The organism is Dictyobacter alpinus, from assembly GCF_003967575.1.
Classification (GTDB): domain Bacteria; phylum Chloroflexota; class Ktedonobacteria; order Ktedonobacterales; family Ktedonobacteraceae; genus Dictyobacter; species Dictyobacter alpinus.
The window spans coordinates 2,516,639-2,531,991 of the sequence record NZ_BIFT01000002.1; the positions used below are offsets into that span (position 1 = coordinate 2,516,639).

The 15,353-nt window shown below is 46.1% G+C and carries 11 protein-coding genes; 1 reads left to right on the forward strand and 10 read right to left on the reverse strand.

The features are described 5' to 3' along the window. Positions 1–15 precede the first annotated feature (15 nt). The 10 genes from EL633_RS32570 to EL633_RS32615 form a co-directional block, all read right to left on the reverse strand. A complete protein-coding gene (locus tag EL633_RS32570) occupies positions 16–1,557 on the reverse strand; it encodes a radical SAM/SPASM domain-containing protein (RefSeq protein ID WP_126631377.1) in 1,542 nt (513 codons plus the stop codon). Positions 1,558–1,696: 139 nt separating this feature from the next. Then, a complete protein-coding gene (locus tag EL633_RS32575; protein WP_126631378.1) occupies positions 1,697–4,360 on the reverse strand; it encodes a tetratricopeptide repeat protein in 2,664 nt (887 codons plus the stop codon). Continuing rightward, entirely contained in the window at positions 4,353–5,681 is a 1,329-nt protein-coding gene (locus tag EL633_RS32580; protein WP_126631379.1) for an NB-ARC domain-containing protein, read from the reverse strand. The genes EL633_RS32575 and EL633_RS32580 overlap by 8 nt, the downstream gene beginning before the upstream one ends. Positions 5,682–5,712: 31 nt before the next feature. Beyond that, positions 5,713–6,723 (reverse strand): SIR2 family protein, encoded by a 1,011-nt coding sequence (locus EL633_RS32585; protein ID WP_161982643.1) that lies wholly within the window; start codon positions 6,721–6,723, stop codon positions 5,713–5,715. A 448-nt stretch (positions 6,724–7,171) separates the two neighbouring features. Then, positions 7,172–8,152 carry a hypothetical protein gene (locus EL633_RS32590; protein ID WP_126631381.1) on the reverse strand — a complete coding sequence of 327 codons (981 nt, stop codon included), beginning with the start codon at positions 8,150–8,152 and terminating at the stop codon, positions 7,172–7,174. A gap of 262 nt (positions 8,153–8,414) precedes the next feature. Continuing rightward, the gene (locus tag EL633_RS32595; RefSeq protein ID WP_126631382.1) at positions 8,415–9,050 is read right to left on the reverse strand and encodes an NADPH-dependent F420 reductase; all 636 of its coding nucleotides are present in this window, start codon (positions 9,048–9,050) and stop codon (positions 8,415–8,417) included. 201 nt (positions 9,051–9,251) lie between these two features. Further along, positions 9,252–9,932: a dienelactone hydrolase family protein gene (locus EL633_RS32600; protein WP_126631383.1), complete on the reverse strand. Its 681-nt coding sequence runs from the start codon at positions 9,930–9,932 to the stop codon at positions 9,252–9,254. Between the two features lie 373 nt (positions 9,933–10,305). Then, complete coding sequence (locus tag EL633_RS32605; RefSeq protein WP_126631384.1) at positions 10,306–11,301, reverse strand: small ribosomal subunit Rsm22 family protein; 996 nt, start codon at positions 11,299–11,301, stop codon at positions 10,306–10,308. A gap of 265 nt (positions 11,302–11,566) precedes the next feature. Further along, positions 11,567–12,412: an MBL fold metallo-hydrolase gene (locus EL633_RS32610; protein ID WP_126631385.1), complete on the reverse strand. Its 846-nt coding sequence runs from the start codon at positions 12,410–12,412 to the stop codon at positions 11,567–11,569. Positions 12,413–13,647: 1,235 nt separating this feature from the next. Further along, positions 13,648–14,700, reverse strand: a complete 1,053-nt coding sequence (locus EL633_RS32615; protein ID WP_126631386.1) for a class I SAM-dependent methyltransferase — start codon at positions 14,698–14,700, stop codon at positions 13,648–13,650. Between the two features lie 282 nt (positions 14,701–14,982). On the opposite strand from EL633_RS32615, the gene EL633_RS32620 reads away from it, so the two are divergent. After that, on the forward strand, positions 14,983–15,282 hold the full coding sequence (locus EL633_RS32620; RefSeq protein WP_126631387.1) for a GIY-YIG nuclease family protein: 300 nt from the start codon (positions 14,983–14,985) through the stop codon (positions 15,280–15,282). Positions 15,283–15,353: the final 71 nt, after the last annotated feature.

The window sequence follows — 15,353 nt, forward strand, 5'->3', positions numbered from 1 at the left end:
TTGTACTTCTATCTATTAGAACGTAATCGGAGCTGTATATTTAAGTAGACGCGCCGCTTCCAAACGTAGCGCATCGGGAAAAAGTGCCTTGTAGATAGCGCAATTTGGGGATTTGATGTCACTGCGGCCGGTGAGCCGATAGGTGAGCATGGCACAGCCTCCTGTACACCAGTAGCGCCATTGGCAGCTTTTACAGCCTTCCTTTTCATCCACTGACACTCCCTGCACACCCAGGCGATTGTCCCGTATGACTTGTAGTGGATTATCTGCATGGATTGATGTGACTGGATTAGCAATATCGACCTGACAACTGGCGATGCCACCGCGTTGATTGATGGCCATGTAACTACGGCCAACGCCACAGCCATGCTGCCTTGAACCATACATTCTGGTTTTATCTACCAGCGCTCCAAGTAATGTTCTGTTTGGTAGATGGGCTTCGATATACGCGAAAGCGTTGCGCATACCACTGATCATCTCCGCGTCGCTGAATTGTAGATCGTTGTATTGTGTTGAACATTCGTTATCTCGATAATAGCTCAAGCCGAATGGTAAGTCTTTTTCTAGAATGTATGCTAGTAACCGTGGTAGGGAGGCCAGATTTCGTTGGGAGACGGTGACATTGATATTTGGAATTAAGCCGTGAGCCAGCAAGCGTGTAATCGTGCGATCCACAAATGTAAAGGAGCCTGCGCCATTGACCAGTGGTCGTTGCTGGTCATGATCTGCCCCCACTCCATCCAGGGAGATCGCCAGCCCGATCTTGCGCTGCTTCAATTGCTCAATAAAGCGTACTGGCATGGCCACACCATTGCTGATCATGCCCGCGAATAGTTGCAAGTCGTGTTCCTGCGCCTGGAGCAGGGCGTAATCATGGATTTTAATCACCTGTGGCAGTTGAAGTGATGCCTCGCCGCCTGCATAAGTAATGTGCACGCTGCTATAACCATTTTTCACCGCTGAACGAATAATCGCATCCACCGCCTGCCTGCTTGTATCCTCAGTCATATGTTCGGCCGTCTTGCTTACATAGCAATAGTGGCAACCCAGGTTACACGCATTGGTCACATGGAGCCAGGATGCAAGCATCTGATCCCGACCAGTTTCGCGTATAGCTGTGGGCTGATCCAGATCCTCTACAAATCCTAGCTGTAGCAATAACGATACCACCTCAGCCACCTTTGACTTGCCAGAACCATAGCCATCCAGCACGGTTTCGAGTTGTGTGGCTCCCTCAAACCTCTCCAGCAGCCCAAATGCCTCATCATCCAATACAGCTAGCTTGCCCGAGCCCAATGGATAGCATACCAGCCATAATCCTTCAGCATACGACTGGATAGAGAGTGTTTTGCTCCTGACAAATGTATGCTGAAATCGCTGCTGGATGTCACTTTTAGTTTTTGTCAATACAGCGAGAATGTTTGAGCTAGTAGGGGTTGGCCTGATACCTGCATCTGGTCCGTCCTTACCGTCCGTCTTGCAATCCTGTGCACATACATTTTCACTCATGCTGTTGCCATGTTCAGAAAGAGTTGTTACGTCAAGCCAAATATTCATTTAGAATTCCCCATGAGAATAGGCATCGCTCTACACCGAATACTGCCTGATTAATAGGTGGTAGTCATTATTTGTAAATAATGACTACTTTTAGATATTCTTTGCGGACAACCTCATTGTGCCCGGTACGAATGCATTGTCATATTAGCTCTTCTTTTATTTCTTCAAGCGCTAAAATCAATTCAGGATATTCCTGGTCGCGCTTGTTTGCTATCCAGTAACTGATCATGTCCGTGATAATAGGTAAGACCTTATCCTTTGGAAGCTCTAATATCACATCAACGATTTGTTGAATTGCGGTGTTGAATAGACTGGTATTGTATTGTGAGGCATTATCACAATACTTTATGAGATGCTGGAATGCTTGCGCATATTTCCCCAATTCGTAATATTTTAACCCATACTTTTGTTCAATTACGCCCAGCATATCGACATAATCCTGATGGGTAGCAATCTCTTGAGCTTGTCGCAAGTATTCCTCAGCCATGTCTGGTAACTGCATTTGCTCTAATGTTTCAGAGATATCAATCAGACTTTCTGTTTGTTGGAAGTAGTCAGGAACCTTTCTTGCCAGTTCAATGGCTTCCTCAAAGGAAGCACGTGCTTCTGACAGATGACCTTTTTGTAGAGAGATACGACCCAGTTTGTTTAAACTATTGATATATTGTTCCGTGTCAACTTCTCGTGCTGAGGCCTTCCCTCTGGTAAACCATAGCTTAGCTCCTTCCGTATCGCCTTTATTGAGCTGTACCTGACCAAAGCGATTGTAGATGAGCGCTAACTTACTTTTATCGTTATTACGCTCCATAATGTCAGATGCCATGTAGAAAGACTTCTCCGCCTCAATCGTTTTGCCCGCATCCAGGTATATTTGCCCCATGTTATGCAGGCTAAGCGCTACGTCTGTCTCGCTGATCTGCTGAGTTTCAGCCAGTTCTACCCGGATACGCCAGGCTATTTTGCAACGCCTTAACGCTTCTTCAAGTTTTCCCTGGCGTCGATAAACCACGGCCATATTATTGAGAATTGTCGCGTAATTGTCGCGCAGACCCAATTTTTTATAGATCTCAATGCTCTGTTCATAGAATTCTAGCGCTTCTGCGAATTGACCTCGACGGCGTGCTATCAATCCTAGATTGGTAAGTATGCCTGCTAGTCGGGATGGATCTCCGTCTTGTGTTCTTTCAATCTCCAGACATAATTGATAGCATTCTTGTGCCTCTTTTAAGCGACTTTGCTGTAAGTAGCAGCGTCCTTCTTCTCTTACTACTACAAATTTGTTCTCTTCATACCATTCAGGATCTACATCCTCCCTGAGTTGTTGTAGTATTTTGAGCGCTGGCGTTGGATTTTCTTCACCACGTAGCAGGCGAATATTCCTTAATTGGATGGTGTTTTTCTGGGCCAGTGAAAAATGCGGCTGGAATTTTTCAATCTCTTGTAGCATGAGGTGCATAAAAGCTGGCTTGAAGATCTCCATGGCTTCTTCAAATTGTTCCAGAAAATAATGTAATCCTCGTTCCTGGTCTATGAATAGGAGATGGTAAAGGCGTTCAATAATGTAACTTTGCCGCTGCTGTTCGCTTTGTGGTTGTTTGATTTGGCTATCATAATAGCTAATCATGCTGGCGCTGATCTCTTTGCGATAGCGTTGGTCAGGATCGAGTTGCTCCCAGCAGTATTTGTTGACGAGCCGGCGCATCTCGTCGTGCAGCACAAAGTCATCTCCTGAGCCGGGTTTGCGTACAAAGGATAAGCCAGGAAGGGCTGCGTTTAATTCGTCGTGTCCAATAATTTTGAGTGGCTCATCCTGTGGCACATTATGCAGGATCCAATCTAACACCGATATGTTAAAACGGTGATAGACATGTGCCATAAACAAAATGACCCAGTTGATGGGCTCTTCAAGTTTGTTTATTTGTGGAACCAGCGATTTTTCAAAATCGGTTCTGGAGATGGCGAGCAATTCGTCCAGGGTGAGAATCCGGTGGTTTAAGACATCAATGGTCAGTCCAATGATAATCGGTCGACCTTCAGTACGTTCGTATAATGCGTTAGCCTGATCACTATTCTCTACGAGAGTATAAATTGATTTTTCATCAAGATATTCAATCATTTCTTTCTGGTTGAACGGGTCCAGTTCAAGTATTTGGACTTCTTTCTCTCGCCCAATCCAGTTGGGGGATGACCAGTCCAGGCTATTGCGCCCGGCGATCAAGTTGCGTATCTGGCTTAGTCGGTAGGTATCTGGAAAAACCTGGCTACGACCAAGTACCGCTACATCTGGACTCTGCTCAATGGTCTCAAAAGTATCAAACAGGATCAGCAGGGTCTTTTTAACTTGCGCTAGATCTTGATTGAGCTGCTGGAGGTCCTGCTGTAGGGCGGCGTAGGTGGCATCGCGAATTTTGGTGCCGCTTCCCTCTATATAGGTCCTGGCTGGATTCTGAGAGCTCTCGTTGCGATAGCGTTGGATCGCTGCCTCGAAAGCGTCTGGTGACCAGTCTGGATAGAGCACTTGTAGTCCGGCAATGATCTTTTCTGCTAGAAAGAGGCGATCTCGATCTCCTACGTTAAAGAAATCGATCATGACGACGGCGATCTCTGGATGCTTCTGCTGGACAAGTTGGGCGAAGCGCCTGAGGAGATAGGTCTTGCCCAGGCCGCCTTTTTTTTCAGCTTCTTTGGCGGCGTCGTGCACATAGAGTATACGCCTGGAAGCTGGATCTTCGAGCCAGTGTATTAGCGCTTCTAGCTCGGTGCTTCTCCCGATAAAGCTATTCGTTTCTTGTGCTTTATGCATAACGACTATCCTTGTGATCGTCGTTATTCAGGCTTTCAATATGTGCAGCAATAATCGACTGGACCTTGATCAGATAATCTCCTAATGCTTCTTTGAGTTCCTGGTCCTGGGCAAATTCCTCTGTAAATTGTTGAAAATTTTCCAGGGACTCTTGTAGCATGAGCTGCATGCCTTCTTCTAGTTGTTGGGCAATATCAGTCTCCTGCGCGCTACAAGCGATATGGTAGAGACATTCGCGTGTATAACGTACTCGGTCGAAGCCTGGTTGTTCTCCCGCCAGTCGCTGATTAAGCTGAGCTAGAAAGCTATGAATGGCCAGATAGTTATCCAGATGCTGCATTTTGAGGAGGAGGAGAAATAAGGAACGGATCGGTTCATCGACACAGTATCCTGCGCGGGCAAAATTCCAGTTCACAACATTTGTGGTGGCGTTGAGTTCTCCGGGCAGCCCAAAATAGGCCATTGAACGTTCTCGGCGTAAATGTGGAATGAATTTTTCAATAAGATCCTGCATAATGGGAAGATTAAAACGGCGGGGTATAGCCAGAAGTTGGAGTAGGGCGCGATAATTGTCCCGCTCGTCTGCTTGTGTGTTAGCGAGCACTCCCTGATCAATGACTTTATCCATCAATAGGTTCAGCATCTCATCTCGTCCCTCATCGGTTCTGGGATCAATGCCATCGTTGAGGGCCTGGGTCATGATGTTCATTGCTAAAGGGTAACCGCGAGTCCATTCAAAGACGAGATCGCGTAACTCTGTGTCAATGGGGATATTTTGCTTGATAAGATAGGATTCACAATGCTTGCGGTTAAATGACTTGAGGGAGAATGTACTGAGCTTACGAGCGACTGAGCGCTCTTGATCAAATGGCAGAAGTTTCTGACTGGTTAAAATAACAAAGAATTTTTCATGATCGATTAAGTTGCGCAATAAGCTAACAAGCTTTTCCTGTTGTTCTTTATTTGCCGTGTCTACGGAATCTAGTAATAAAACAACTGGCCCTTGTTGCAATAAGGCTCTTGTTGCAAGGATGGGTGACTGCTTTTCCTCATCTTCATGGACTGGAATATATTTTCTGGTTTGTGTAATAATTTCATCATCAACACGGGCAGGATCGCGTCCGACGTCTACCCAGAGATATTGGAGCTTTTTCTCATTACAGCGCTCCTCGACCTGTTTTAAGAGCGAGGTCTTGCCAATGCCACCGACACCTGAAAATTCGATAATTGGTGTTCTTAACAAACGCGTTTTATCTAACAGGGTCTGGAAGGCATTATCTATAACTTGTAGCTCTGTTTCTCTATTTACAAAAAGTTCCATTTCACCTCCGCCTGAACTCGATAACGGAGTTTTATCGTTTGCGTCTGCGTGGCGATAATTTATCGAGTTCTTCTTGTAACTTTTTGATTTCCTCTAAAATATTTTGTTGGCTACTTGATAAATCCTCTAAACGACTAATGATATCTTTAGCAAATTCGGCGTGCATCGGTACGAACGTTCCACACAGGTCGTTATGCAATATGGTCATAAAACGATCATAAGCACCTGTATGACCTGTAATATACCCTGCTTTACGTTTTTCAAATATAGGCGCTACCTGTCGATCCTCAATCAGGTCTTCCTCATTGACAAACCAGATGGTTGCATCATTGGCCTGCGGGAACATACGCAGAATATATTCATCCCAATAAGGATCTATCCCGATTATGAGAATATCTTTTGCCAGTATGTTTTGGAGGAATCTCTTTAATTCTTCAAATTTCTCCTGGTTCAGCGCTGAGTGCCCTGTGATTACATAATACTCACGTGCTGAAAAATCCCCATAGGCTTTTGTAATCCGATACTGAAAATTTTTTTGCTCGGGCACTAGCTTGCCACGTCCTGGAATCAGTACCTCAAAGTCACGTGTCTCTTTTATATCGACCTGAGTAAGTGCCTGCTCAAGTATGTCATCAATATTCGTCGTAATAATCTCTGCGAAATATCCTCGCATTATTAGTGAAGCCAGACAGGCATCTGCTTGAGTTACGCTCATATCTTTAAGCGAAGTTTGAAAAATACTATAGATGTCAGTTTCGCTAAATGGAAGTTTTTTGAGCAGGTTATAGCATTGGCTGAACTTCTTAAGCATTGAAAGTTGATTAAAAATAGGATGGTCCATGCTTTGCATGCTGGTGTAGAAGTGATCACTACGAAAAAGTGCCCCTGCCCTGGATCCTAAGAGTAGCGTGGTTGGATTGCCATTATTCTTTCTGATGTCTAACCACTTTGCCATTTCTTTGCTATCAATCTGCTGGGGATCACGCATTGCTACAAGTTGCTTTCCGCTAATATTGAGTATCGTGTAATAAGTCTGTGGCATTGTGCTCATTTTTCAGACGGTATTGTGATAAATAGTTGTGAACACATACCACACTGGATAAGTACTTTTATTTATTTACATGCGAATAGAAATTAAATATGCGCATATAGCGCGTTGTTTATGCTTATTATAATAGGAAAGATTGTATTTTGCAATCATTAGCATACAATCTCGTATAAAAGTGGACTCTTTAGTATTGTGTCTGGCGCTCGCCCGCTACGCGGGCGGGCGGAGGGAGGGAGGTTGCGGGGGCACAGCCCCCGAGCCCCCAGTCAAAGGGCTCGCCGCCCCTTGCATCCCCGCTTTGTGTCTGGCCTGGGTCCGCGTAGCGGGCGAGCCCTTTGCATCCTTGCTTTGTGTGTGGCAGGAGCTTGCATCCTTGCTTTGTGTGTGGTGGATTGGTCGTGCGTGTCTATGTTCTAAGCTGTCAGAATTGGTATGAGCTGTTTTAATATGTAGCAAGGTTAATCTGGCGGTTGTTGGTGCCGCACCATGCAACGATCAGGCGACCATGATGGCTAAGGATGGCTGGGGCTCTGTCAGTGCTGTCTGTGAAGGTGATATGTTGTGCTGTACTACTGTCATAGAAGTTTCCGCCGGCAAACAGTTGCAGATTGAGTGTTGGATTCCAGTTGCCGGTACCTTGCCAGCAGAGAACTCCCTGTCCGCGATGGCTGCCAATAGCGGGCGCAGAGTGACTGGTTTGCTCTGAGATTATCTTTGTGGATGAGTCAAATGTTTGTCCACTATCTATTGAGGACATGATGTTGATGGAGCTATCCTGTCCTGTCCATGCGCAATATAATTGACCATTATGGACGCCGAGTGCCGGCCCCGGATAGTTTTTGTCGGTAATATACATGGCAGGAGGATTTGTGGCTCGCTGAGAGCGGGTGATATGGAAATAGCTTTTTTCTGGTGAGATAAACTGGGTGCCTGTATCAAAGCTCTTCCCACCATCAGTAGAATACATAAAGTTGAGATGCTGATCCTGTCCTGCCCATGCGACGTGCAATCGATTTTGGCAGACAGTTAGAGCTGGTCCATCATATCCTTCAGCATGGGATGTCCCGGCCAGGAAACCTGACGCAAAGGTGCTTTGATCTGAGATGCTTTTCGTATCGGGATTGAAGGAGTTTCCATTATCAGTGGAGTACATCAGGCAAATCAAGCCCCTGGTATTGATCCAGGCGATATAGAGCCGATTCTGATAGACGGCCAGGGCTGGGCGATTATAACTTTCCTCATCAAGTATGATTTTAGTGCTATAGTCGAAGGATTGTCCATCATCACGAGAAACAATAAGATTAATAGCGTGATCGCTCCCTGTCCAGGCTATATACAGTTGATCCAGATAACTTGCCAGTGCAACTCCACCCAGGCCAAGCTCATCAGATGTGAATTTCTGTGTAAAAGTATACTCCTGCATATCTGGTTTCTCACTCTCCATTTGCACGTGTAAAGCTAGCAAAGGTTTCTTTTCTTAAAAAGAATCATACCAGGAGTGTATCACAAAATAAGTGAGCATTTCTATCTTTGGATTAAATTTATCATGCCGGGTGCGCCTATACGCTTTTTAAGGTAGCGGCGCAATATCTTTGTTTTCAGTGCAATGTAGCGTGTGTGGCGTCAGTTCGGTACATCATTTTCTTTAACACACGAATTGACGCCATACTTATCGGGGGGGAATTTTATTTTAAATCTGTCAGTTTCTTTTTTGCTTCCTCGACGGTCATAGGAACGTTATAGATTGCCGAGTCAGGCTGCTGGAGACGTCCGCCTTCTTTTAAGAAGCCGGTGTCTACTGCAGCGAAGCCGATATCCTCAATCAAGCGTGCAACTACTTCTTTGGCTTCGCTATCATCGCTGGCAATAAAGAGCACAAGCTGTTTGTTCGGATCTTTTGTGCCACTATCTCTCAAGGTTTCAAAATACATGGTGTTGAATGCCTTGACTAAGCGTGCACCTGGCATTAGCTTGAGAATCTCTTCGCTGGATGTACTTTGACCGAGATTCTCGATTGTGTAGTTACCAGCTTGATCAACTTTATAAGGATTTGTGGCATCCATTACGATTTTATTTTCAAACACCTGGGCGGCTGGTAATTTGTTGCGCTGTGACCATGGTAAGGCTAGCAGGATAACTTCGCCGAAGCGGACCGCCTCTTCGATGCTGGCCGCGCTGGCATTAGGACCAATCTTGGAGACCAGATCAAATAAGGATTCGGGTCCTTTTGAATTACTAATCGCGACCTTGTGGCCGGCTTTAGCAAATAATATTGCAGCATTCGCTCCAATGTTGCCTGCTCCAATAATACCAATATTCATGGAATACATTCTCCTCTTGGTGTTAAAGATCGACTGTAAATTTTTTTCGTCTGTCTTTCTCACGTTTGGATTGCTCTATTCGTTACTTATCAATCCAAGTTGTCTCATTATGTAGCTTGTTCTTTTTGACTTTCATGCTACCTTCTTTATCCTAACATGCCCTACCATTGAAGAAATAGCATTTGCCAGTCAACGTATGTTTTATCCAAGATGTTTTTGAAAGTAGGCCAAAACACGTTCCCAGGCGTCTTTAGAGGCGGCGGCATCATAGCTTTTTCCCTGGTCATTGAAAAAGGAATGTTTAGCCCCGGGATAGATTTTGATGTCGTGCTCGATATTATATGTGGTCAAGGCTTCATCTAATTTGGTGGCTTGTTTGGCGGTGAAGTCTGCGGCAGGATAGGAGCCGACAACAGGACAACTACGGGACACGGCTTCCAGGGGTCTGGGATTCGCACCATAGAATGGGGCGATGGTTTTGAGCCGGTTATCACTGGTGGCCCAGGCAATGGCGAAACCGCCTCCCATGCAGAAGCCAATGGCTCCAATACGATTGGCATCAACGCGTGGCTGCTCACCAAGGTAGGTGAGGGCCTGCTTCAATGTGCGAATGCTGCTATTATTTAACGGACTGGTGAGCATTTGAGCCATGAAGCGGGACATGCAGATGGCGCGGTTGCGACCGGCGAACAGGTCGATGGCGAAGGCGGCATAACCGGCTTCCGCGAAGCGATGCGCGATATCCTTGATGTTCTCATTCAATCCAAAGATTTCATGGATGATGACGACACCTGGAAATGGTCCATCTCCATCTGGATATGCTGAATAGCCAGAGAGTTTTTCTTGTCCTACCGTTAGCCCGATTATTTCTTCTGTGTACACTTAAACCTCCTCTAAATAGTGGGAGTTACGTTTTTTATTCGTTATGCTTTACCATATCACAAACGAGACCAGCAAGCTGCGACTCTTTGATCTCTCTATCTTGATGATCTCAGCTTGATGAGCTGGGTCATTTTTGTTTGATAGTGTTGGATTCCCACTCTCATCGTGGAGCATGCAGCTAGCCGCACGCGGGCCCTGAAGGGCCCACCCTTCTTTTACGTGTGGTGTCAAATGTTGCGCATCGCGCAACATTTGACACCACACGTAAAACCCTTAGAGCGCCAAAGGCGCGAAAAAACGATCAGCGAGCAAGCACTATCATATATTTTTGCATAGCGAGCATTAAGAGTATTTGAGCTGTTAATGCGCTACCTTATACTTTCTCTTCGTTTGTGAGTATTTCTCCCCATTTATAGTTGGTGGCCTGCTTAAATGCTTCGCGCTGGCTCTTGAGTATTTGTACATTGACGATCCCATTGATACTGGAAACATTCAGGGTAACATCTCTTTTGGTTTTGTGGGGCTGATGAATCAGGCGACCCCAGATGGGCGTGCCGGGGCTGAAGCGGGCCATGGCGGCATAGGAGAATTTACTTTCTTCCCAGTTCGCTGTTCCCTCTTTAGCGCGCCGTTGGAAGGCTGGCCGTTCCAGGCGTTGCGGAAAGTGACACCAATCATTGACCAGTGGACATGCCTGATCGTGGGCGCAGGGCGCGATTGTATGGGCTTCCAGGCTGAGTAGATATTCTCGTAGTGCTTTGACGATTGGAAATGCGGCTGATGTCCCTGGTTCTACAATTAATAGGATGCCTGAACAATGTTGCCAGGCCAATGTCACGATCTCTTTACGCAGTGCCTCTGGTAACTCATTCAGCACATGTCCAAACACAATCACGTCATATTTCTGGGTAAATGCAGGGAGCTTGCCGCCAATAGTTGCTCGCTGCCAGTTGGTATGTTTGAGGACAGGATTTTCACTTTGCTGCGCCAGCTGGCGTCCAAGATTAATAAAGGCCGGCTCTCTTTCCCAGGCGGTCAGTGATTGCAGTGATGACCATTGCTCACAGGCCGCCCAGAGTGCTGTGCCGGGTCCACTACCAATATCCAGTAGCGACTTTGGCTGCCAGTCTGGTATTCTCTCTTGAACGGCTGCCATGGCGCCACTGAGCTGGGCATAGGCGGCAGGAAAAATGATGGCTGCATATCCTAATACATCGCCTGCGCCACGCGCCAATGATTGTTCCTCTCCTGTGCGCACTGTGCGATAGCGCTCACTCACTGCCTTTGCTGTGCTCTTCCATTTTGAGGCTGGCACATGCTGCAAAGCAGCTTCAATCGCGGTCTCTAATTGATCGGGCAAGGATAGCATGCAGTGATTCTCCTGTCATCATCATAATTCTTATTTGGATGCTGTTACTTTACCAGATCAGCTGTATGCCGCGCAACTTCCTGGCATTTTACCTGTAAAACATGAAAAAGAGAGATGCCCAATCTTGCTAAAGGTCAGGACACCTCTCTGCTCTCCACACGACAAACATGAATAGTCGTTCAGTTGTGGGTATGGATTACTTTATCTATTCTTTTTTGCTCCAAAAAAGCGGAAAGTTTGTCTGGCTCTATTTAAATCTGCTCTCCTATTTCATATAGATCAGGCGGCGGCCGTGAGATGGCAGGTAGCAGGTGAGTTCGGGATGATGAGCGCGGATATAGTCGACAAAGAAACCTGGACGGCCAGTATTGCCGGCAAACATCTCGTAATGGGTGGGAATGACTGCTTTAAATCCAGCTGCGGCGGCTAGATCGGCGGCTTCGCGCTCATCCATATTGCCCACAAGATTTTGCTGTTCCCTGAAATAGCTCCGACCATTGATCGGAAGGAGAGCAAGATCAATATTGAGTGGTTGCAGTTTTTCTACTAATCCTGCAAAGACCAGTGTGTCTCCTGGATGATAGATGCGTATTCCGTTCATTTCGACGATATAGCCAAGGTAGCGATATTGGCCATCGCTGATCTCCTGGCCAAAACTATAGGTGACCGGAGGAAAGCTCAGTCCATGCAGGGCGGGGACGGGCAAGATTTTGTTGGTGCCAGTGATAATCTCTTCATCAGGTTGGACCCCTTGTAATTGCTCAGGTTGGACGCCAGCTTTAAGGAGCTGGTCCATGATTGGACTGGGAGCAATAACGCGTGGTTGGGATCTGTGACGTGCTAACGTCTCCAGTGTGGGTATGTCTAGATGATCGATATGTTCATGGGTATAAAGTATTAGATCAATTGGCGGGCACTGCTCGGCTGTGAATGGAGGCGGGATGACACGACCTTCCATTGGATTTAAAAAAGGATCAATCAAGATAGTGGTGGATGTTGTCTTGAGAACAAAACTAGCTTGTCCTAACCACCAGATTGCCACCGCCTCGGATGGAATCTGGGTGCTCTCTTGAATCTGTCTTGCGGTATCAATCGACTGTATTACGACCATTCATCACATCCTTTTCTACAATCATTCTGCGTAAAAAAACTATTTTTTATCATACCATAGCTTGTATTGTGTATCTTGGCATAGTCAGAGTAGATTGATAGCAAGAACCTGTAGCAGCAAAACTGCTACAGGTTCCCGAAACTTAAAATGATGTAAAAATTTTTACATCATTTTATCTGTTCCTTAGGGAGCATCACACCCACATGAGCAACTATCATCGCTACATGGTGTTGTCTCGATAGGTGTAGGTGTAACTCTAGGATGTTTCACAATTGGTGTAGGTGTGACTCTAGGATGTTTCACAATCGGTGTTGGATAGCAATATGTAACAGGTGTAGGTGTGACTCTAGGATGTTTCACAATGGGCGTAGGTGTGACTGACGGGCAGCGTGTATAAACAGGCGTTGGCGTCGGACACTGCACAGAACTTGTAGGTAGCGCTGGCGTTACCATGGGCAGACAATCTACAGCTGGCCCTGGTACACAGTGTCCAGAAGGGCCGGGAGTGGGTGCTGATGATTGGATAAAGATATCTCCATCAGTTCCACAATTGAGTATGCGCAGACCAGAATATATTTGATATATTCCAGAGCAGTAATTGTAAGTTACATGTGGGTTATGCATGGGGATGACATAGTTGGTGACAGTTTCGACAATTTGACAACGACTGCCCAGGCGAACTACCTCAAACAGGCGGGTTGTGCCTGAGTCTATGCCTGTCTGCTGGTAGGTGAGGGCTACGTTTTTACAGAGCTTATAGCCTTTTGTGAAGCAATCTTCTACCTGCGTAGCATAAGATCCCGGTGTATGGCTACCCAGACGCACCGTGATTTTTCCACATGATGCATAACGACCAGCAGCAGAGACTGGTTCTCCGTTTGTGAAGAGACTCCAGGACAAGGCTCCTGCTGCGCAAAGGACTAACATGCACACAACGAGGAATACTTGCATCCTTTGTGGACTTTTCTTGACTCTCATACAATCCAGACCTTTCAAATCAGCTGTATATTTCAGATGAACAAGATGTTTCATCTTTATTCATTATATGTATTGGGCAAATTATAAATAAAAATATTATACATGCATAATCATTATTAGATGCTAGCTTTTATGGCAAAGAAATAGAGCGCCCTGAAGTGGGCGCTCTTACCGAGGGTGGATCTGAAGTTTATGCTCGGTGGGATTTTTCTGCTGAATTTATCGCTTGTATTCACCAATACACGGGGACTGGATTGTTAGCGTGTGCGGGCAATAATGCCGTTATGGGCTTTAATGCGTCCATGCCGCAGGATTTCGAAGCCGTTTTCGTATGCATACAGCCCAAGATGCTTTACATCCATCAATTCTCGATAGGCAAAATTCATGATATCGGCGAACAGGGTGTAGAAGATTTTAGACTGTAGCTGTGCGCGTGGCGTGGTCATGATGGCGTAACCGCCAGGTTTGAGAAAACGGCGATGCATATCCAATGCCAATGGCTTATATTCATCGGGAAAATGTTCGATGAGCCCGATACTGACCACGATATCGAATTCTTTGCCGTATTTCAAATCCCGAATGTCTACAACTTCGAAGTCGATATTCATCTCATCACGGTACCAGACCTTAGGTGCGCCGGTGGCCGGATTTTCGCCAAGGAAGGGATAGGCCTCAGGAAATTCGCCGAAGCGGTTGGTGCGGCAATAGTCATCATAATCTACCAGCACTGCGTGTCCGCCAGGATACATGGCCATCAGTTGCATGGCTTCATAGCCGTCGGCCGCTCCGAGGAAGAGAACTTCAGGCTTTTTAACATCCAGACCTTCAAAGAGGGCGCGCTTACCACGAGGATCCCAGACGGCATCTTCGACGCGGTGAATCTTATTCCAGACGGTCGCCTGTACTATATCTTCTACCGCTTCAAATGCTTCGTGAAGTTTAAGTGTGCCCAGGCTCGTGCCCAGTGTGCCCAGCGCAGCCTGGCGGGTAGCCAGGGCATCTGCATCGAAAAGATTTTGGAATGAGCGATTAAACATTTCCCATGAAGTCTGAGGAGGCAATTGCTGGTCATGCTCTTTTTCCCAGCGCAACTTCTCCTTTGACCAGCGCTCAACACGGTATGGGCGTCCAATTTTGTCCCAGGATAACTCTTTCCAATCTGAAACAGGATTAGCCTGATAGAAAACATCTTTACTATGGGTTGGTCGAAGATCCATACGGTAGGTTGGAAGTAGACTGGTCGTGCCAATATCCTGTTCCGTATATGGATGGGATGCTTGCTTCTCGCTCGTTTGCTGATAAACGTCCATTGTTCGATCCCTTCAAGAATGGTTGGTTCTTCGCGTGGGCAACGGTGCCAATCACGCATCCAATGAGAGCCATTATTTTGTATGTTGCGGTAAAAAGGTGGCAGGCAAAAACATGCACTCCCGAAATAACTAAAGATATTCCCTTAATTCGAAGTATGCTTGCCTATTAATGTATTGTCAAGTACCACCTTTTTTGGGAAATCTTTATAAACACAAAATACAAAAATGATACAATACAACCATATACTTTTTGTTTGATCATCCAGAAATGGCATCTACTTGATGATTGATACGTTACATTATGTGTATATAGTGCGCTGTAAAGATGATACCCTGTATACGGGCTACACAACGAATGTTGAGCGGCGTGTCGCCATGCATAATGCTGGCAAAGGCGCTCGCTATACACGCGCACGTTTGCCCGTGGTACTCATGATGAGCTGGCAGTTTGCTTCTAAGGGCGATGCTCTTCGCACTGAATATGCTTTGAAGCGCTATCCACGCTCGCAAAAATTGCGCTTGCTTGCATCACCTGATTTACTCACTCAAGCTATGTCCGTCACCGACTGCACGTTAGAATAGCCTCTGTATACTCATTTAAAGGTGCAGATAAAAGTTAAAGCTGCTTAAAAGGATATGTAGTATAGCGCGTG